We start from the raw sequence: 18941 nt of genomic DNA, 5'->3' as shown, positions 1-18941 counted from the left end.
TTTTTATATATAATTAAGCAAGCGTTGTTTTTCTCTTTGCCCAAACCGCAGTTAAAGAGAAGCAACTAACAAGAATAATCGTTCCGAAAACATAGGGACTATTCATATTCCAATCAAATAATATTCCTGCAAGTGCAGGACCAATCATATTACCTAAACTCATGTATGCATTATTCATACCAGCAGCGAAACCTTGTTCATTGCCAGCAGTTTTTGAAATTAGAGTATTGACAGCAGGACGAATTAAAGTTGTTGCTGTTGAGAATATTGTTGCCACAAGCAACATGATAAAGAATCCACTAACGAATAATATACCAAGCATGCTAATGGAGGCAACTGCAAGACCAAATAAAATAATTTTCATTTCGCCGAATTTTTTAAATAACTTATTTAATGCAAAGCCTTGAACAATGACACCTACAAAACCACCAACTGTCATTAAAATAGCTATATCAGTTGCTGTGTATGAAAACTTATAAGTTAAGAACATTGATAGAGTCGCTTGGAAATTTGAAATTCCAAATGAGAAGACAAAGACAACAATAAGTAGTACAAAATATGATGCATGGAATGAACGGGTTAATTGCTTGAATATGTTATCACCTTTCACAACATTCTGTATTATAGGTGTTGTCGCTGGTAATAAGATGAGAGATAAAACGCCTGCAATGATAGAAGCAGAACCAGCAAAATAGAATGGAAAGTGTAAACTAACGTTAGACAAAAAGCCACCAATTCCTGGTCCAATCATAAAGCCTAGTGAAATCGCTGCTCCAATTAGCCCCATTGCTTTTCCACGTTCATCAATGGTTGTAATATCTGCTACATAGGCCATAATTGGCGGTACAATAAAGGCAGATCCGACTCCTGTTAAGAATCGACAAACGAATAGCATCCAAAGTTCTGTAGATAAGCCAAAAGAGATTTGTGCAATACCGTTTAAAATTAGACCAAAAACTATTAATTTTTTTCTACCTATTTTGTCAGATAGATTACCTGCAATAGGGGAGAACAGAAACTGCGCAAAAGCTATTATAGCTATTAAAAAGCCGAGTACTTGTCCAGCTGCACCAAACAGTTTTAAATATGTGGGCATTACAGGAATAATAAGACCAACAGCACTCATCGTGATAAACATATTAAACATTAATAAAATCAATGCCAATTTATTAGAGGATTTCATATATTACTCTCTTTCTTGAAGAAGTATTTCGTGTTGCTAATTAATGTCGCTGTTAGAATTATACAGCTTGTTCAGATGTTAAGCAACAAAAGAAGCTCAGTGAGGTTTACACCTACCGAGCTTCTTTATTTTATCGTATGGACATTTTAAATTTCAAGAAAAATTCATTGTACTCACCGATTTTTTCTTTACCTAAATTTTTGTACACATGTAAATTATTTCGAACTTCTTTTGATGGATAGTAACGTTCGTCGTTTACTACTTCAGGATCCATTAATTTTAATGCAGCTTTATTCGGTGTAGAGTATCCTACATAATCTGCATTTTGAGCAGCCACTTCAGGATCTAACATAAAGTTAATGAATTTATGCGCACCTGCAACGTTTTTTGACGTTTTAGGAATAACCATGTTATCAAACCATAAATTCGAACCTTCTGAAGGCACATTGTATGTTAAGTCTTCATTTTCATACATCATATCAGCAGCTTGACCTGACCAAGTTAAAGCAACAGAGGCATCACCATTGACCATTAATTGTGTTACTTCATCCCCGATAATGGCTTTGACATTCGGAGCCATTTTTATTAATTTGTCAGTTGCTGCCTTTAATTCATCAGTATCAGTAGAATTAAGTGATTTTCCCATACTGTTTAAACCAACACCTAAAACTTCACGAGCACTATCAACTAATATAACTTTTCCTTTTAGAGATGGATCCCAAAGATCGTCCCAGCTATCGAAATTTTGTCCTTTTAACATTTTAGAATTATAAACAATTCCTACAGTTCCCCAAAAATATGGAACAGAGTATTTATTCTTTGGGTCAAAATCCAAATTCAAAAAATCTTCATCGATGTTCTTGATATTCGGAATTTGTTTGTAATCGATCGGAAGTAATAATTCACGTTCTTTCATTTGCTCAATTGTGTATTCAGATGGCATCGAAATATCATAAGATGTACCACCTTGTTCAATTTTCGTCATCATCGCTTCGTTTGAATCAAATGTTTCGTAGATAACGTGAATACCAGTTTCTTTTTCAAATTGTTTCAGTAAGTCAGGGTCAATATATTCTCCCCAGTTGTAAATGGTTAAAATATCTTTCCCTGATTTACCGGAAGTTTGGTCCATTACACTTGCAGCATACATCAGTATTGCGCAAACAAGAATTATGCCAACTGTATAGCGTACTAATGACTTCATTTAGGAACCTCCGATCCACGAGCGCCTTTACTACGGTTTGTGATGAAGTAATAGCCGAGCACAAGTAACATCGTAACAAAGAATACTAAGCCTGAAATAGCATTAACAGTTAAAGACACACCAGCGCGTGCCATCGAATAGATTTCAACGGATAAAGTACTAAAGCCATTTCCGGTAACGAAAAACGTTACTGCGAAATCATCTAGGGAATAAGTTAAAGCTAAAAAGAATCCTGCGAAAATACCAGGTTTGATATAAGGTAAAATAACACGAGTTAGAATGTCACGACGTGATGCACCTAGATCAAGTGCGGCATCGATTAGAGAAGAACTCATTTCTTGTAACTTAGGTAAAACCATAATGACAACAATTGGGATACTAAAAGCAACGTGTGCTAATAATACAGAACTAAAGCCTAAATTAACCCCAACCATTGTGAATAAGATCAAGAAAGATGCCCCAATAATAACGTCTGGACTTACAATTAAAATATTATTAAGCGAAAGAACAGTATTACGTAGTTTGTGATTGCGTATCGAAACAATTCCAATCGCACCAAGAGTCCCAATCATAGTGGAAATAAGTGCGGACAATAATGCTACTACAACTGTATTAATCAAAATGTTTATCAAACGTGTATCTTCAAATACAGCTTTGTAATGTTCCAACGTAAATGATTCAAAATTTGTCATCGTTCCGCCACTGTTAAAAGAGTAAAATACTAAAAACAGAATAGGCGCATACAAAACGACAAAAACCAAAGCTAAATACAGCTTTGAACCTTTACTTAGCTTTTCCATTTTGTGATGCCCCTTTCTCTTTTTGACCAGTGAGTAGCATGATGATGAACATAAATAGTATTAAGAAAACTGCGATTGTCGAACCCATTCCCCAGTTTTGAGTAACCAAAAACTGTTGTTCGATTGCAGTCCCAAGTGTAATAACGCGGTTACCTGCAATAAGTCGAGTAATCATAAATAGAGATAATGAAGGGATAAACACTGCTTGAATTCCTGATTTAACACCGTTCATTGTCAGTGGTAGTATAACTCGACGGAATGTAGTAAGTTTTGAAGCACCTAAATCACGAGAAGCATAAATAAGTGCTGGATTTAGTTTATCCAATGCATTGAAAATCGGTAAAATCATAAACGGGATGAAAATATAAACAGACACAAAAACAAAACTAGCATCAGTAAATAAGATTTGTTGTTCTGGAATGCCAATTGTTTTCAAAAATGCATTAATAGGACCACTCATACCGAAAATCCCAATAAATGCGTACGTTTTTAAAAGTAAGTTAATCCATGATGGAATAATAATTAATATAAGCCAAAGTTGTTTTTGCTTTGTTTTAGTAATTAAATAGGCCGTAGGATAAGAAACTAATAATGAAAATACTGTAATCAGAAATGCGTACCAAAATGAACTTAGCGTCATTTTCAAATAAACGCCCGTAAAGAAGTTCTGATAGTTCGCGAATGTAAAATTACCATTTAAATCAAGAAGTGAGTAATACACAACTAATATAATAGGGGCAATTACAAAGAGAGCAATCCATAAATAATATGGAACGAGTGTAAATGGACTGTTTTTGTTATTTCTCATCTTCTTCATCTCCATATGATTCTAAACGCTTGTCAAAGTCTTCCTCTGTCTCGTTTAGACGCATAACGTGAATGGCTTCAGGATCAAAATCTAGTCCGATTTTCGTACCAACTGTTGCTTTTTTTAATGAGTGTACAAGCCATTCATTTCCATCTTCATCATAGGTAGATAATTCATAATGTACACCGCGGAATAATTGTGTATCTACAGTTACTTCTAGCTTACCGTTTTCTAGGGAAGTAATTTCTAAATCCTCAGGTCGAATTACGATGTCTATCTTTTCATTTGGATTTAAACCTTGGTCAACACATTCGAATGTTTTGCCAGCGAAATTCACGACAAAATCTTCAATCATCGTCCCAGGCACTATATTTGATTCGCCGATGAAATCAGCAACGAATCGGTTAATTGGTTCGTCATAAATATCTACCGGTGTACCACTTTGTTGAATAGTACCTTCGTTTAAAACGAAAATTTCATCCGACATTGCTAACGCTTCTTCTTGGTCATGTGTGACGAATACAAATGTTTTACCTAGACGTTGTTGTAATTCTCGCAGTTCATATTGCATTTCTGTACGAAGCTTTAAATCTAATGCAGATAATGGTTCATCTAATAAGATGATTTCAGGATCATTCACGATTGCCCGAGCGATAGCGACACGTTGACGTTGCCCACCAGACATTTCAGAAATTTCACGATTGCCATAGCCTTCTAAGTTAACGAATTTTAATGCTTCATTTACACGAGTTGTTATTTCAGCATTTTTTAGTTTTTTAATACGCAATCCAAATGCTACATTTTCAAACACATCTAAATGTGGGAATAGGGCATAGTCTTGGAATACTGTATTCACTTGTCTTTCATTTGCAGGAATATTATTGATTTTCTTCCCATTGAAATAAATCGAGCCACTCGTTGGCTCCATGAAACCAGCGATTAGGCGGAGAATTGTAGTTTTACCACAACCGGATGGACCTAGTAGCGTGTAAAATTCACCTCTCTCTAATTCAAAACTGATGTCTTTTAATACGACAGTGCCATCAGAATAAGACTTCGACACGTTTTCAAAGCGGATAATTGAGTTTTCAGTCATGTGGGGCCTCCTAAACTATAAATAAGATTCGGTTGCGACGAGTAAAAGCTCGGTTTTTCCTGCGTGAGCATTAAACAGTTGATGAGTATCTGAAGCATCGAAATAGACCGCATTTCCTGCAGTTGCGATATATTCTTCTTTACCTAATACAAGTCGAACACGCCCAGTTAAAACATAGATAAATGTTTCAGAGAGAGAAGGCTCAAATTGTTTGAATTCACCGTTTTGTTCAAATGTTAAAATGACAGGTTCAATTTCTTTTTCATTAGAAGTTGGAATAAGCCATTGAATACGATATTTTTTATCTTCGTCTGTAAAGATTGTTTGGTCCTCATCTGTGTAGACGACCTTTTGTTCTTCTTGTTCATCATCAAAAAAGTCTTTCGGTGTTGAGCCAAGAACTTCTAGTAATGTGAAGAGAGTTTCAATAGAAGGGGAATTTAAATCTCTTTCTAATTGTGAGATGTAACCTTTGCTCAAATCTGTTCTTTCACCTAACTCTTCTTGGGTAAGTCCCTTTTTTAGGCGAAGTCTTTTAATCTTTTTGCCGATTTGCATCTACCTTGCTCCTCGATTGTTTACTATTCGTAAACTTAAAGAATCGAAAGTTTACTTTAACGAAACTTTTAGTTTACTCAAACGATATCTATTATACAAAATTGACAGCATTTTTCAACCGTTTTTAGAAAAAAATAATAGCAGTATTGAAAGTTTATGAGAAAATATCTGATGTTTTAAGATGAAAATTGCATTCTCTTTAAACTCATACCCTAAATGGAGATAAAGTATTCTATTTATATAGGAGATGATTTAGTAAAGTTGTTCTAGTAATAAAGAAATTAGGAATATTTAACATGACGTTGACGTCCCTGATTAGCCGAAGTTATTAAATATAAAAAACCGAATGCATCTTCGCATTCGGTAGACTTCACTAATATTAATCTCAAAACTCTAGAGCTCTCTTCACATCATTAATATAGGTATTACTGACAGGTAGTTCAGTATTATCTTTCAAAACAACCATTAAATTTGATGAGAAATCTCTCGTTATTTTTTGAATGGAGTGAATGTTCACTATATAAGAGCGGTGAATTCTTAAAAAACAATCAGGTAATCGTTTATGTAACTCTTTTAATGTTAAGTTCGTTTTGTATTGTTCACTTTTAGCATAAAACCAGCTTTTTTTATTTAAGCTTTCGAAATGCGAAACTTTTTCAATGGCGATGGGCGCCCATTCATCTTGTTGTTTACCAGTTATAAAGCGGAAAGGTTCTTTTACAGCTAGATGATGATTGGGTGGTAATATGACTAGTAGTGCTGCAGGTTGGCCATGTAAGTCGATGGGATATCCAATGCCATAATAGGGTGTACCCAATACCTCTTCTTCTACAACAGCTTCTATCTTTCTTCTTTCTTGAATGACTCGTTCAGCAATACTCCCTTTTTTTATCCCTTTGCCATTGTTTAAATGTACATCATAAGCACCTGCCACATAATAAATGTAAGAGTCTCCGATAGCAATCGCCAGCGTTGCCTCCTGTGGAATCCAATCCGCTAACAAATTCTTGTATTGATCAACTAAACCTTTTGCAAAACCAACTTTATCCTCAACCATTTGAAGCGCCCCCCTCAATTCATCTTGGAAAAACGTTCTTTCATCGTAAAAAAATGGTTTTTTATCACAAAATAATAACAAAATTTAGAAACTGTTATATATTAATTTATAACAACGTTATCTGTTATGCAACAATTAATTTAAACAGACTTTAACGTAAATTTATTGGAAGGTGTGGATTGTTATGGTATCGAAACAAAAACAAGTGGAGCAATTAGAAAAGAGCTGGACTGAAGAGGGGCGTTGGTTAGGAATTGAACGTCCATATAGCGCGGAAGAGGTAGTTAAATTACGCGGTTCAGTAATTATTGAACATACATTAGCCAAAAAAGGTGCTGAACGTTTATGGAAATCTTTACATGAAGAAGATTTTATCAATGCTTTAGGTGCATTGACTGGTAATCAAGCTGTTCAACAAGTAAAAGCGGGTTTACAAGCAATCTACCTAAGTGGTTGGCAAGTAGCAGCAGATGCAAATCTTTCAGGTCAAATGTATCCTGACCAAAGCCTATACCCAGCTAACAGTGTTCCTGCAGTTGTTAAGCGCATTAACCAAGCATTACAGCGAGCAGATCAAATTGATCATGCTGAAGGGCGAGAAGATGGCTTTGACTGGTTCGCACCGATTGTAGCAGATGCTGAAGCTGGTTTTGGCGGACCTTTAAATGTATTTGAATTAGTTAAAGGAATGATTGAATCAGGAGCATCAGGGGTTCACTTAGAAGACCAATTAGCTTCGGAGAAAAAATGTGGCCATTTGGGTGGTAAAGTTTTACTTCCAACACAAAATGCAATTCGTAATCTAATCTCTGCTAGACTTGCAGCTGATGTTTTAGATGTACCTACAATTTTAATTGCACGTACTGATGCAGATGCAGCAGATATGGTTACAAGTGATATCGATTCAAGAGATGCAGAGTTTATCACAGGGGAACGTACTCCTGAAGGTTTCTTCCGTACAAAAGCGGGTATTGATCAAGCGATTGCACGCGGTCTAGCTTATGCGCCTTATGCAGACTTAATTTGGTGCGAAACATCTACACCAGACTTAGAAGAGGCGAAAAAATTCGCTGAGGCAATTCGTGCGAAATTCCCAAATAAAATGCTTGCGTATAACTGCTCTCCCTCATTCAATTGGAAAGCAAACTTAGATGATGAAACAATCGCTAAATATCAAGTTGAACTAGGCAAAATGGGTTACAAATTCCAATTTGTAACATTAGCAGGATTCCATGCTCTAAACCACAGCATGTTTGAATTAGCGCATGATTATAAAGACAATGGCATGGCTGCGTACTCTAAACTTCAAGAAGCTGAATTTGCTAATGAAACAAAAGGCTATACAGCTACAAAACATCAACGTGAGGTAGGAACTGGTTACTTTGATGATGTTTCACAAGTGATTTCAGGGGGAACATCTTCTACAACTGCTATGAAGGGGTCTACAGAAACAGCACAATTCATTTAATCAAAAGGGGGATGGGCTATGAAGACTCAACAAGTAACTTCTCAAGATATAAAAATTTTAGGGAGACAATCGGCAGCAAGCGCAGAAATTTTAACAACTGAAGCCTTGCAATTTATAGCTTCGTTACACCGCCAGTTTGATCAACGAAGAAAAGAATTATTAGAAGAACGTCAAAATAGACAACAGCGCATCGATGCTGGCGAGAAACTGGATTTTCTTCCAGAGACAAAAGAAATCCGTGATGGAGAGTGGACTATTGCTCCACTTCCTGCAGATTTACAAGATCGTCGAGTAGAAATTACGGGGCCTGTTAATCGTAAAATGGTCATTAATGCACTTAATTCTGGTGCAAAAATGTTCATGGCATGTTTTGAAGATGCCACGTCACCTACTTGGGTCAATATGATTGAAGGGCAAGTGAATATGCGAGATGCAGTTCGAAAAACAATTTTCTTTACACAACCATCAAACGGTAAAACATATAAATTAAATGACAACCCAGCTGTCTTACTTGTTCGCCCACGAGGGTTACACTTACTCGAGAAGAATATAGAAATTGCCGGTGAACAAATCGCTGGAAGTCTATTTGATTTCGGTTTATATGTCTTCCACAATGCGAAGGAGTTAGTAGCCCGTGGATCAGGTCCATATTTTTACTTGCCAAAACTTGAAAGCCATTTAGAAGCACGATTATGGAATGACGTATTTATCTATGCTCAAGAGCAACTTGGTCTTCCACAGGGAACAATTAAGGCGACTGTCTTAATCGAAACGATTACAGCTGCATTTGAAATGGATGAAATATTATATGAATTGCGTGAGCATTCAGCAGGTCTAAATTGTGGACGATGGGACTACATTTTCAGCTATTTGAAACGATTACGCAATCAACCAGAAGTTATTTTACCTGACCGTGGTCAAGTGACAATGACATCGCCATTCATGCGTGCGTACACTTTGAAATGTGTGCAAACTTGTCATAAAAGGAATGCGCCAGCCATCGGAGGAATGGCTGCACAAATTCCGATTAAAGATAATCCAGAGGCAAATGATATCGCTTTTGGTAAGGTAAGAGAAGATAAGCGTCGTGAAGCATCAGATGGTCATGATGGAACTTGGGTTGCACATCCAGGGTTAGTTTTAGTAGCTATGGAGCAATTCAATGAACATATGAAAACACCAAACCAGATTGATCGTAAGAGGGAAGATGTGCATGTAACAGCAGAAGATTTGTTAGAAGTACCTGTAGGAACAATTACAGAGGCTGGCTTACGAATCAATTGCAGTGTAGGGGTACAATATATCGCTTCATGGCTACGGGGTAATGGAGCAGCTCCGATAAACCATATGATGGAAGATGTGGCTACAGCAGAAATTTCACGCTCTCAAACGTGGCAATGGATTCGTCATCCTCAAGGGGTGCTTGATGATGGTCGTGATATTAATGAACTGTTATTTATTGAAATATTACAACAAGAACTTGCAGAAATTGAGCAACAAGTTGGTCAAGAAAACTTTCAAAATGGTCGTTATGAAGAAGCGGCAGACATCTTCAAGTTCTTGACGTTAAAATCGACATTTGAAGAATTTTTAACTTTACCAAGCTATAGTCATATTCAATAACAAAAACGGAGGAGATTACAATGAAAACAACGAAACAAGAAGTAGCAAAAAAACATTGTCGTGAGTGCGGATGCGTAATTGTTGAGCGTGTAGAATCAACTCTTTATGAGTGTGAGCGCTGCATCGGCATAAACGAAGAATAAAACGAATAGTAAAAGTTAAACTCGTCAGTCAATAATAGGCTGGTGAGTTTTTTTGTTGTAAATATTTTATAGCATGATGCATGATTAGATAATGTATTTGAAATGTGGATTTTTCGATTTTTTTTAACCGCATTCTACATTCCTGATATTATGTCTAAATAGTACTAGTCCGCCATGAAAGTAATTTATGAACATATGCAATAGTTCACCGAAATGTTCTTCAAAAATAAAAAGTATTATAGAGAAAAATGGCGGTGATTTATGCTAAACTAGGTGTCTAAGGAGGCGGAAATATTGGGAAAGAAATTGTTTTTTTATCTAGATCCTAAAGAACGACAGGGTGCGGTGAAAGTCCCAAGTGATCCCGTTTTTGAAGGTACATTCCTAATGGCGAATAATCGTTTAATCGATGCGATTGCATTAGAGGATTATTGTCCTGAATGTTTAGGGTTATTACGCTATTCAGATGATTATGATGCATTATTTTGTGCAAATTGCAATGAATGGCGAGAAGAGGTATGTGAGGATCCCTCCTGCGATAACTGTCAAGGCCGGCCTAATCGACCTTTGTGATGGATTTTGAAAAATACACAGTAATCAATAGGTGGGGTATTTATCCATAAATAATACGATTACATGGACTAAAAAGCCTATATTTATCATATTTTCTATCGAATTTAAACTCCATTTATGGGGTTTTTTCTTTTGTTATCATTTTTTTTATATAATTAATCATATCTTATTGAAGATATGTTCTTTAATTCTTTGAAGAATAAAATGTCGATTATTTGTCACAATAAGAGATAGATTAGAATAATTATTAAGTGTAAATGATTGATTTCACAATGTTGATTTGCTATTGTAGGAATTGGATTAATGCGAAAATTTTAGTTTTTCGCAATAGCATATATAACAATATTTGGAGGGATTCAACATGGCAGAACGTTTAGTAGCAAATCAAGCACCTCGCTTTGAAATGCAAGCAGTATTAGCTAATAAAGAATTCGGTAAAGTTAATTTAGAAGAAAACATGAAAAATGACAAGTGGACTGTTTTATTCTTCTATCCAATGGACTTCACATTTGTATGCCCAACTGAAATCACTGCAATGTCAGATCGTTACGATGAATTTGAAGATCTTGATGCAGAAGTAATTGGTGTATCAACTGATACAATCCACACTCATTTAGCGTGGATTAACACTGATCGTACTGAAAATGGTCTTGGTCAATTAAAATTCCCATTAGCAGCTGACCACAATCAACGTGTATCTCGTGATTATGGCGTGTTAATTGAAGAAGAAGGCGTTGCACTTCGCGGATTATTCATCATCAATCCAGAAGGCGAACTTCAATATCAAGTTGTTAACCACAATAACATTGGTCGCGATGTAGATGAAACACTTCGCGTACTACAAGCACTACAAACTGGCGGTCTTTGCCCAGCTAACTGGCGCCCAGGTCAAAAAACTCTTGAAGTTTAAATTAGATTTTTAACATCAAAAAGGCCTAACAAATGTTAGGTCTTTTTTTGAAAGATGAGAATATACTATGTACGAATTCCATTATGAGGTGATTAAACATGAAACTACGTGCTCAAATGCCTGAATTGGTAGGCGAAACAGCTTGGTTAAACGGGAAAGTATCAAAAGCGAGCTTAATCGGTAATAAACCAACACTAATCCATTTCTGGTCTGTAAGCTGTCATTTATGTAAAGAAGCAATGCCAGATGTCAATAAATTCCGTGATGAATACAGTAAAGAATTAAATGTTATTGCAGTGCATATGCCGCGTTCTGAAAGTGATTTAGACTTGGACGTTATTAAAGAAACTGCAGCTGAACATGATATTACACAACCAATTTTTGTTGACGGTGAAATGAAGTTAACTGACGCTTTCGATAACCAATATGTACCTGCTTATTATGTTTTTGATAAAGAAGGTCAACTTCGTCATTTCCAAGCAGGTGGTAGCGGTATGAAAATGCTTGAAAAACGCGTAAACCGTGTATTAGACGAAGTTCGTAACGCTGACGCATAAGTCATTTCGAATATCATAAGAATTGTCCTGTTTTTATAAGGATAATTCTTTTTTTATTGGAAAAAATAGCAATAGCTGTGTTTGTATGCTTAAATGTATTGTGTTACACTATGTCCATTCTTTACAGTATCGGGGGAAATTTTCATGAAAAAAGAATTTGTTGTCATTGGTTTAGGTCGTTTTGGCGGCAGTATCGTTTCGGAGCTGATACAACAAGGTGCTGATGTAATGGCAATAGATAAACAACCAGAAAGAGTCGACGAATTTGCTCCAATCGCCACGCAGGCAGTCGTAGCAGATACCACGGATGAATCAGTTTTGAAATCACTTGGGATTCGCAACTTTGAACATGTAATCATAGCAATTGGTGACGACATCCAATCGAGTATTTTAACTACATTGATGTTAAAAGAAATTGGGGTGCAGAAGATTACTGTGAAAGCCCAAAATGATTACCATGAAAAAGTTTTACGAAAAATAGGGGCAGATCATGTTGTTCATCCAGAACGTGATATGGGGATTCGTATTGCGAATAATATGATGTCAAATAATGTACTCGATTACTTGGAATTATCTGATGAACATTCAATTATGGAGATTAAGGCAAATCATTTATTAGAAGGCCATACAATCATTAACTTAGACATCAGGGTAAGATATGGTATTAATATTGTAGCGATTAAAAGAGGGCACGAAATCATCGTTTCACCGCAAGCGGATGAGGTCATTCATGAAGGTGATATTTTAATTGTTATCGGAGCAGATGTTGATATTAGTCGTTTTGAGAAGAAAATGATGAATTAAGAGCATAATGCTTTGGGGTTATTTATTTTGAGAGCTAGTGATGAATAATTCTTTTGAAGATTTATGCGAACTTTAGACTTTCGCCATAAAAATATAAAAAGGGTAGAGATTTTAAAATCTCTACCCTTTTGTAATCAAACTTCCATAATAATCGGTAAAATCATTGGACGACGCTTTGTTTTTTCAAATAAGTATGGTCCTAATGCATCAGTGATATCATTTTTCAGTTCTGACCACTGAGGTGTTTTGTCTTGTAATGTACGTTGTAAGTGACGGTTCAACATTTGTTGAGCTTCATTAATCATCATTCCGGATTCACGCATATATACGAAACCACGAGAGATAATATCTGGGCCGGAAACAATTTTCTGTGTCTCCATATTCACGCTAACCACAACGATGACTAGACCTTCTTCGGAAAGGATACGGCGATCGCGCAAAACGATATTACCGATATCACCAATTCCGTTACCATCGATATAAACATCACCAGAAGGAATTCGGCCCGATACAGCAGCCGTATTAGGGCTAAGTGCAAGGACATCTCCATTTTCCATGATGAACGTATTGTCTGGTTCTACGTCACAATCAATAGCTAGATCAGCATGCATACGAAGCATACGGTACTCACCATGGATTGGCATAAAGAATTTTGGTTTAATCAGACGAAGCATTAGTTTTTGTTCTTCTTGAGAACCGTGACCAGAAGTATGAATATTATTCAATGAACCATGAATAACTTCTGCACCTGCACGGAATAATGAGTTAATTGTTTTATTAACGCTAATTGTGTTCCCTGGGATTGGTGAAGATGAAAATACAACAGTATCACCAGGTTGAATTTGGATTTGACGGTGAGTCCCATTGGCAATACGAGAAAGTGCTGCCATTGGTTCACCTTGGCTACCTGTACAAAGAATTAATACTTCGTTAGCTGGCAAACGATTTAACGTTTGTGAATCAACAAAAGTTTCTTTTGGTGCAGTGATATAGCCCAATTCACGGCCAATTGTAATAGCGTTATCCATACTTCTACCAAATACAGCAATTTTACGTCCGTGTCTAGCAGCGGCATCCGTAACTTGTTGTAATCGGTGAATATTTGAAGCGAATGTTGCAAAAATAAGACGACCTTCCACTTTGCGTAGAATTTCATCAATACTTTCTCCAACTTTGCGTTCAGACATTGTGAAATTAGGAACTTCTGCATTTGTACTATCAGATAGTAGACATAACACGCCATCGCGTCCGATTTCAGCCATTTTTGTTAAGTTTGCTGGTTCACCGACAGGAGTGAAGTCGAATTTGAAATCTCCTGTATGAACGATATTACCAGGAGGAGTTTTTACAACAATACCGTATGCATCCGGAATACTGTGGGTTGTTCTAAAGAAGCTCACAGAAGTTTTACGGAATTTAATAATGTCCTCTTCTTGGATTTCAATCATTTTTGTCTGGCGAAGTAAACCATGCTCGTCCAATTTATTACGTAACAAACCTAGTGCAAGCTTGCCACCGTATACAGGAATGTTAATTTGACGAAGCAAATAAGGAATACCACCAATATGATCTTCATGACCATGAGTAATGAATAGACCTTTAATCTTGTCTACATTTCTTACTAAATAAGTGTAGTCTGGTATAACATAGTCAATACCTAATAGATCGTCCTCAGGGAATTTAATTCCTGCGTCAATCAAGATAATTTCATCTTGGAATTGTACGGCATACGTATTTTTACCGATTTCGCCCAGTCCGCCGAGTGCGAAAACCGCTGTTTGGTCATTTTTGACAAACTTCATACGTTTAGAGTTTCTCCACGTGGAAATGTTCGCTTGCTTGTTCGTACTCTAAGTAGTTTCCTTCAAGCAATTGAATAAATTCGATATTGTAGTTACGGTCTTTAAGTTTTTGACGAACTTCACGCTCATCTACCGCTTCTAAATATAAGCATTGAGTATTTTCGCGAACTGGTACTTCAAGCGCATTTTCTTGATAATAAACTTTGTAAATCATAATATGCTCTCCTTTAACACGTTCAAAATAATTGCATTTCCTTTATATTATCACGCTAGTAACTTAAAATAAAGAAAAGCCCTCCAAAATTATGAAGGGCAAATATACTTAAGCGATTGTTTTTTTTCCGAGCAAGCCATTAAGCCGTTTCAACAATTGTTTTTTAAGGCGTTTAAACATGGCATATCACTCCTCGTGGACATTATACAATATTAAGTTATTACTGTAAAGTCTTTTTGCTTAACAAATGGGAATACAAGAAAAGAGAGGAAGTAATTTAATATGCAGAAAAAAATATTGTTTTTTGATATTGACGGTACACTCTATAATTCGAAAAAAGAAATTCCACAGACAACAATTGATGCGGTCAAAAAGGCAAAAGATAATGGTCATGAAGTGGTTATTGCTACGGGTAGAGCCCCGTTTATGATTCAGGAAGTTCTTGAAACGCTAAAAGTAGACTCTTATGTTTGTTTTAATGGGCAATATGTTGTGTATAAGGGGAACCCTATCTCATTGAAGCCAGTTCCACTTGAACAATTGAAGGCTCTTGTAAACTATGTGGAGAAACAGGATAAACCATTAGTCTTTTTAGATGATCAAGAGATGGTTACTTCTGTTCCAGAGCATCATCAGATAAAGGAAAGCTTGACTTCATTACTCTATCCTATGCCAAGACTGGATAAACATTTCTACTTAAATCATCCTATTTATCAAGTTTTATTGTATGTAAGTGTCGAAGAAGAAAAAGAATATGCAGCGGCTTTTCCTGAGTTGCAGTTAGTTCGTTGGCATACTTATTGTTGTGATGTATTAAATAAAGGTGTTTCTAAAGCATATGGGATTGAACGTTTACTTGAATATACTAATTTTGAAATGCAAGATGCGATAGCTTTCGGTGATGGTTTAAATGATGTTGAAATGTTAACAGCAGTTGGAACAGGTGTGGCAATGGGAAATGGTCATGTTAAAGCGAAAACTGTAGCGAGTTTTGTAACTGATCATGTAGATGAAGATGGATTAGTAAAAGCAATGGAAAAATTACAATTGGTATAGAAAACAATAAAAAAGCCTTACTATGATTTTACGATTCATAGTAAGGCTTTTTTTTTAATTGTTTTCAATTGGTTGAGAATTTGGTACATCAGCGAATGGGTTGGATTCATTGATATGATCATAGAACATGACACCATTTAAATGGTCTAATTCATGTTGAAACGCGATTGCGGGTATGCCTTTTAAGCGCATTTTTATTTCTTCACCATCAAGTGTATGGTATTTAACTGTAATACGTGCATGGCGTGGTACGTAACCAGCTACGTTACGATCAACTGACAAACAGCCTTCACCGTTTGTTAAATAAGTGTTTTCAACTGAATGACTAACGATTTTCGGGTTTACAGCGACGAAGCTGATTTGATTGTCATTGTCATCATGTAAATGAAGAGCAAACATTCTTTTTGATTCATTTATTTGCGGAGCGGCAATACCTATTCCAGAACGCAAGTCATATTTTTCACTTATTACAGGGTCTTGACTATTAATAAGGAATTCAAGTAAGTCTTGACCTAATTTTTTATCCTCAGGTGTTAGGGGAAAAGTTAATTCTTTCGCGCGGGTACGTAATGTTGGATGGCCTTCGCGAATTACATTATCCATTAAAATCATTTCGTTTCTTCCTTTCGATACAAAATCTATATCCATAGTATAACGTACAACGACAATCGTTCAATGAAAAAGAGAGATTCTTAGAAGATTATTTGTTTAACTTTACGACAACTGGGAATACATAATACGTGGTAAAAGTCTGTTCTAGTAAAGAGTGGGAAAATGAATCTGTTGTATAATACAGTTGTCTGAGGGTTTATGGTACAGCTTTTTCCGAATAGTAAGAAAAAAATAATGTAAGCATTATCATAACAATGATTGACCTATTTATTTTAATTCAGTATACTGAAAATGAAGAAACGTTGTATTACTAAAACGAAGAATATTTATAATACAGACACAGAGGAGATGTGGTAACATGGCTTCACAAAAATCAAAGCAATTCGATCCAGTTGCAAACTTGCATGAGATTGAAGAAAAATTTGAAATGTTTCAGATTTTGAATGAGGAAGGCGAAATTGTCAACGAAGATGCAGATCCGAAATTATCGGATACTGAATTAGTTGAGTTAATGAGCCGAATGGTTTTCACGCGTATTTTAGACCAACGTTCAATCTCATTAAATCGTCAAGGACGCCTAGGATTCTATGCGCCAACAGCTGGTCAAGAAGCTTCTCAAATTGCTTCACACTATGCACTTGAAAAAGAAGATTATATTTTACCGGGATATCGCGATGTGCCTCAAATCGTTTGGCACGGACTACCGCTTTCTAAAGCATTCTTGTTCTCGCGTGGACATTTCATAGGTAATCAAATTCCAGAGGATGTTAATGTGTTACCACCACAAATTATTATCGGTGCTCAGTATATTCAAACAGCTGGAGTTGCACTTGGTATGCAAAAACGAGGCAAAAAATCCGTTGCTGTAACTTATACAGGTGATGGTGGTTCGTCTCAAGGGGATTTCTACGAAGGTATTAACTTTGCAGGAGCGTTTCGTTCACCAGCAATTTTCATCGTTCAAAATAACCAATTTGCTATTTCAACACCACGTGAATTGCAAACAGCTGCGAAAACAATCGCTCAAAAAGGTATTGCGGCAGGTATTCCTAGTATCTTAGTAGATGGAATGGATCCACTTGCAGTATTCGTAGCAACTCGCGATGCACGACAACGTGCCGTAAATGGTGAGGGTCCTTCATTAATTGAAACAATGTGTTACCGTTATGGTCCACATACTATGGCTGGAGATGATCCAACTCGTTACCGTACTTCTGACACAGATTCACAATGGGAAAAGAAAGATCCAATTGTACGTTTCCGAAAATACTTAGAAGCAAAAGGTTTATGGAGCGAAGAAAAAGAAGCAGAAGTAATTGAAAAAGCTAAAGAAGAAATTAAAGCGGCTGTTAAAGAAGCGGATGCGGCACCGAAACAAAAAGTAACAGAACTGATCCGTAATATGAATGATGGCGATTTACCATATAATTTACAAGAACAATACGAAATCTTCAAAGAGAAGGAGTCGAAGTAACCGATGGCACAACTGACGATGATTCAAGCAATTACAGACGCACTACGCTGCGAATTAAAAGATGACGAAAACGTTTTAGTGTTCGGTGAAGACGTTGGTGTCAACGGAGGGGTATTCCGTGCAACTGAAGGTCTTCAAAAAGAATTTGGAGAAGATCGCGTTTTCGATACGCCACTAGCAGAATCAGGAATTGGTGGATTAACAATCGGTCTAGCGCTTCAAGGTTTCCGTCCGGTTCCAGAAATACAATTCTTTGGTTTTATATATGAAGTAATGGACTCTGTAAGCGGACAATTAGCGCGTATGCGTTACCGTACAGGTGGAGCACTTGGTGCACCTGTTACAATCCGTTCTCCATTCGGCGGTGGTGTACATACACCAGAAATGCACTCGGACAGCTTAGAAGGTTTAATGACATCTCAACCGGGATTAAAAGTAGTTGTACCATCAACTCCTTATGATGCAAAAGGTTTATTAATCTCTTCTATTCGTGATAATGACCCAGTGATCTTCCTAGAGCATTTAAAATTATATCGCTCGTTCCGTGAAGAGGTTCCTGAAGAGTCTTATACTATTCCGCTAGGAAAAGCTGATGTAAAGCGAGAAGGAACAGATTTATCAATCTTTGCATATGGTGCAATGGTGCACGAATCACTAAAAGCTGCTGAATTATTAGAAAAAGAAGAGTACTCAGTTGAGGTAGTTGATTTAAGAACTATTCAACCATTAGATATTGAAACAATTATTGCTTCTGTCGAAAAAACAGGTCGTGCGGTTGTTGTTCAAGAAGCACAAAAACAAGCAGGTATTGCTGCTAATGTAGTGGCTGAAATTACAGAGCGTGCTATCCTTAGCCTTGAAGCGCCGGTACTACGCGTAACAGCGCCGGATACAATCTACCCGTTCCCACAAGCAGAAGCAGTTTGGTTGCCGAATGCAAAAGATATTGTTGAAACAGCGAAAAAAGTACTAACATTCTAATTCGTTTTCGAAACAGAA

The 18941-nt window shown here is 36.5% G+C and carries 20 protein-coding genes; 10 read left to right on the top strand and 10 right to left on the bottom strand.

Going from position 1 to position 18941, the window contains the following annotated elements; genetic code table 11:
* Window positions 1–13: 13 nt before the first annotated feature.
* The 7 genes from MKY02_RS17470 to MKY02_RS17440 form a co-directional block, all read right to left on the bottom strand.
* Window positions 14–1183: an MFS transporter gene (locus MKY02_RS17470; protein WP_038183562.1), complete on the bottom strand. Its 1170-nt coding sequence runs from the start codon at window positions 1181–1183 to the stop codon at window positions 14–16.
* Between the two features lie 130 nt (window positions 1184–1313).
* Window positions 1314–2387, bottom strand: coding sequence for an ABC transporter substrate-binding protein (locus tag MKY02_RS17465; protein WP_038183565.1), 1074 nt, complete (start codon window positions 2385–2387; stop codon window positions 1314–1316).
* Window positions 2384–3187, bottom strand: a complete 804-nt coding sequence (locus MKY02_RS17460) for an ABC transporter permease (RefSeq protein WP_038183569.1) — start codon at window positions 3185–3187, stop codon at window positions 2384–2386. Before MKY02_RS17460 ends, MKY02_RS17465 begins: the two co-directional genes overlap by 4 nt.
* Window positions 3171–3995, bottom strand: coding sequence for an ABC transporter permease (locus tag MKY02_RS17455; RefSeq protein WP_038183572.1), 825 nt, complete (start codon window positions 3993–3995; stop codon window positions 3171–3173). Before MKY02_RS17455 ends, MKY02_RS17460 begins: the two co-directional genes overlap by 17 nt.
* Window positions 3985–5091, bottom strand: a complete 1107-nt coding sequence (locus MKY02_RS17450) for an ABC transporter ATP-binding protein (protein ID WP_038183575.1) — start codon at window positions 5089–5091, stop codon at window positions 3985–3987. Before MKY02_RS17450 ends, MKY02_RS17455 begins: the two co-directional genes overlap by 11 nt.
* Window positions 5092–5106: 15 nt before the next feature.
* Window positions 5107–5649, bottom strand: coding sequence for a helix-turn-helix domain-containing protein (locus MKY02_RS17445; protein WP_038183578.1), 543 nt, complete (start codon window positions 5647–5649; stop codon window positions 5107–5109).
* A gap of 385 nt (window positions 5650–6034) precedes the next feature.
* Window positions 6035–6706 carry a LytTR family DNA-binding domain-containing protein gene (locus MKY02_RS17440; protein WP_038183581.1) on the bottom strand — a complete coding sequence of 224 codons (672 nt, stop codon included), beginning with the start codon at window positions 6704–6706 and terminating at the stop codon, window positions 6035–6037.
* A gap of 184 nt (window positions 6707–6890) precedes the next feature.
* Here MKY02_RS17440 and aceA point away from each other — a divergent pair, with 184 nt between their 5' ends.
* The 7 genes from aceA to MKY02_RS17405 all read left to right on the top strand — a co-directional run bounded on the left by aceA (window position 6891) and on the right by MKY02_RS17405 (window position 12784).
* Window positions 6891–8174 (top strand): isocitrate lyase, encoded by a 1284-nt coding sequence (aceA, locus tag MKY02_RS17435; RefSeq protein ID WP_038183584.1) that lies wholly within the window; start codon window positions 6891–6893, stop codon window positions 8172–8174.
* An 18-nt stretch (window positions 8175–8192) separates the two neighbouring features.
* Window positions 8193–9797, top strand: a complete 1605-nt coding sequence (gene aceB / locus MKY02_RS17430; protein WP_076065448.1) for a malate synthase A — start codon at window positions 8193–8195, stop codon at window positions 9795–9797.
* Between the two features lie 20 nt (window positions 9798–9817).
* The gene (locus tag MKY02_RS17425; RefSeq protein WP_200866437.1) at window positions 9818–9940 is read left to right on the top strand and encodes a YhfH family protein; all 123 of its coding nucleotides are present in this window, start codon (window positions 9818–9820) and stop codon (window positions 9938–9940) included.
* 294 nt (window positions 9941–10234) lie between these two features.
* Window positions 10235–10513 (top strand): hypothetical protein, encoded by a 279-nt coding sequence (locus tag MKY02_RS17420; protein ID WP_038183590.1) that lies wholly within the window; start codon window positions 10235–10237, stop codon window positions 10511–10513.
* Window positions 10514–10874: 361 nt separating this feature from the next.
* On the top strand, window positions 10875–11423 hold the full coding sequence (locus MKY02_RS17415) for a peroxiredoxin (RefSeq protein ID WP_038183596.1): 549 nt from the start codon (window positions 10875–10877) through the stop codon (window positions 11421–11423).
* Between the two features lie 98 nt (window positions 11424–11521).
* Entirely contained in the window at window positions 11522–11980 is a 459-nt protein-coding gene (locus MKY02_RS17410; RefSeq protein WP_038183608.1) for a TlpA disulfide reductase family protein, read from the top strand.
* A gap of 144 nt (window positions 11981–12124) precedes the next feature.
* Entirely contained in the window at window positions 12125–12784 is a 660-nt protein-coding gene (locus MKY02_RS17405; protein ID WP_038183611.1) for a potassium channel family protein, read from the top strand.
* Between the two features lie 134 nt (window positions 12785–12918).
* Here the strand turns inward: MKY02_RS17405 and rnjA are convergent, their stop codons facing one another.
* The gene (gene rnjA, locus MKY02_RS17400; RefSeq protein WP_038183613.1) at window positions 12919–14586 is read right to left on the bottom strand and encodes a ribonuclease J1; all 1668 of its coding nucleotides are present in this window, start codon (window positions 14584–14586) and stop codon (window positions 12919–12921) included.
* Window positions 14587–14590: 4 nt separating this feature from the next.
* On the bottom strand, window positions 14591–14800 hold the full coding sequence (locus tag MKY02_RS17395) for a DNA-dependent RNA polymerase subunit epsilon (RefSeq protein ID WP_038183616.1): 210 nt from the start codon (window positions 14798–14800) through the stop codon (window positions 14591–14593).
* A 282-nt stretch (window positions 14801–15082) separates the two neighbouring features.
* Between MKY02_RS17395 and MKY02_RS17390 the strand changes: the two genes are divergently transcribed.
* Window positions 15083–15856: a Cof-type HAD-IIB family hydrolase gene (locus MKY02_RS17390; RefSeq protein ID WP_038183618.1), complete on the top strand. Its 774-nt coding sequence runs from the start codon at window positions 15083–15085 to the stop codon at window positions 15854–15856.
* Window positions 15857–15910: 54 nt separating this feature from the next.
* On the opposite strand, the gene def is transcribed toward MKY02_RS17390, so the two are convergent.
* Window positions 15911–16468 carry a peptide deformylase gene (gene def / locus MKY02_RS17385; RefSeq protein WP_038183620.1) on the bottom strand — a complete coding sequence of 186 codons (558 nt, stop codon included), beginning with the start codon at window positions 16466–16468 and terminating at the stop codon, window positions 15911–15913.
* 358 nt (window positions 16469–16826) lie between these two features.
* Here def and pdhA point away from each other — a divergent pair, with 358 nt between their 5' ends.
* Together pdhA and MKY02_RS17375 are read left to right on the top strand one after the other, a co-directional pair.
* Window positions 16827–17942, top strand: coding sequence for a pyruvate dehydrogenase (acetyl-transferring) E1 component subunit alpha (pdhA, locus tag MKY02_RS17380; protein ID WP_038183623.1), 1116 nt, complete (start codon window positions 16827–16829; stop codon window positions 17940–17942).
* 3 nt (window positions 17943–17945) lie between these two features.
* Window positions 17946–18923, top strand: a complete 978-nt coding sequence (locus MKY02_RS17375; RefSeq protein ID WP_038183626.1) for an alpha-ketoacid dehydrogenase subunit beta — start codon at window positions 17946–17948, stop codon at window positions 18921–18923.
* Window positions 18924–18941 lie beyond the last annotated feature (18 nt).

Source organism: Viridibacillus sp. FSL R5-0888 (assembly GCF_038009105.1).
In the GTDB taxonomy this organism is placed as follows: Bacteria; Bacillota; Bacilli; order Bacillales_A; family Planococcaceae; genus Viridibacillus; species Viridibacillus arenosi.
The sequence above is the reverse complement of the archived record's forward strand: the minus strand, read 5'-3'. Positions and strand labels throughout refer to the sequence as shown.

Excerpts from the sequence above, each read along its gene's own strand:
- MKY02_RS17470 (WP_038183562.1), bottom strand. The coding sequence starts at position 1,183 with ATGAAATCCTCTAATAAATTGGCATTGATTTTATTAATGTTTAATATG.
- MKY02_RS17465 (WP_038183565.1), bottom strand. The coding sequence starts at position 2,387 with ATGAAGTCATTAGTACGCTATACAGTTGGCATAATTCTTGTTTGCGCA.
- MKY02_RS17460 (WP_038183569.1), bottom strand. The coding sequence starts at position 3,187 with ATGGAAAAGCTAAGTAAAGGTTCAAAGCTGTATTTAGCTTTGGTTTTT.
- MKY02_RS17455 (WP_038183572.1), bottom strand. The coding sequence starts at position 3,995 with ATGAGAAATAACAAAAACAGTCCATTTACACTCGTTCCATATTATTTA.
- MKY02_RS17450 (WP_038183575.1), bottom strand. The coding sequence starts at position 5,091 with ATGACTGAAAACTCAATTATCCGCTTTGAAAACGTGTCGAAGTCTTAT.
- MKY02_RS17445 (WP_038183578.1), bottom strand. The coding sequence starts at position 5,649 with ATGCAAATCGGCAAAAAGATTAAAAGACTTCGCCTAAAAAAGGGACTT.
- MKY02_RS17440 (WP_038183581.1), bottom strand. The coding sequence starts at position 6,706 with ATGGTTGAGGATAAAGTTGGTTTTGCAAAAGGTTTAGTTGATCAATAC.
- aceA (WP_038183584.1), top strand. The coding sequence starts at position 6,891 with ATGGTATCGAAACAAAAACAAGTGGAGCAATTAGAAAAGAGCTGGACT.
- aceB (WP_076065448.1), top strand. The coding sequence starts at position 8,193 with ATGAAGACTCAACAAGTAACTTCTCAAGATATAAAAATTTTAGGGAGA.
- MKY02_RS17425 (WP_200866437.1), top strand. The coding sequence starts at position 9,818 with ATGAAAACAACGAAACAAGAAGTAGCAAAAAAACATTGTCGTGAGTGC.
- MKY02_RS17415 (WP_038183596.1), top strand. The coding sequence starts at position 10,875 with ATGGCAGAACGTTTAGTAGCAAATCAAGCACCTCGCTTTGAAATGCAA.
- MKY02_RS17410 (WP_038183608.1), top strand. The coding sequence starts at position 11,522 with ATGAAACTACGTGCTCAAATGCCTGAATTGGTAGGCGAAACAGCTTGG.
- MKY02_RS17405 (WP_038183611.1), top strand. The coding sequence starts at position 12,125 with ATGAAAAAAGAATTTGTTGTCATTGGTTTAGGTCGTTTTGGCGGCAGT.
- rnjA (WP_038183613.1), bottom strand. The coding sequence starts at position 14,586 with ATGAAGTTTGTCAAAAATGACCAAACAGCGGTTTTCGCACTCGGCGGA.
- MKY02_RS17395 (WP_038183616.1), bottom strand. The coding sequence starts at position 14,800 with ATGATTTACAAAGTTTATTATCAAGAAAATGCGCTTGAAGTACCAGTT.
- MKY02_RS17390 (WP_038183618.1), top strand. The coding sequence starts at position 15,083 with ATGCAGAAAAAAATATTGTTTTTTGATATTGACGGTACACTCTATAAT.
- def (WP_038183620.1), bottom strand. The coding sequence starts at position 16,468 with ATGATTTTAATGGATAATGTAATTCGCGAAGGCCATCCAACATTACGT.
- pdhA (WP_038183623.1), top strand. The coding sequence starts at position 16,827 with ATGGCTTCACAAAAATCAAAGCAATTCGATCCAGTTGCAAACTTGCAT.
- MKY02_RS17375 (WP_038183626.1), top strand. The coding sequence starts at position 17,946 with ATGGCACAACTGACGATGATTCAAGCAATTACAGACGCACTACGCTGC.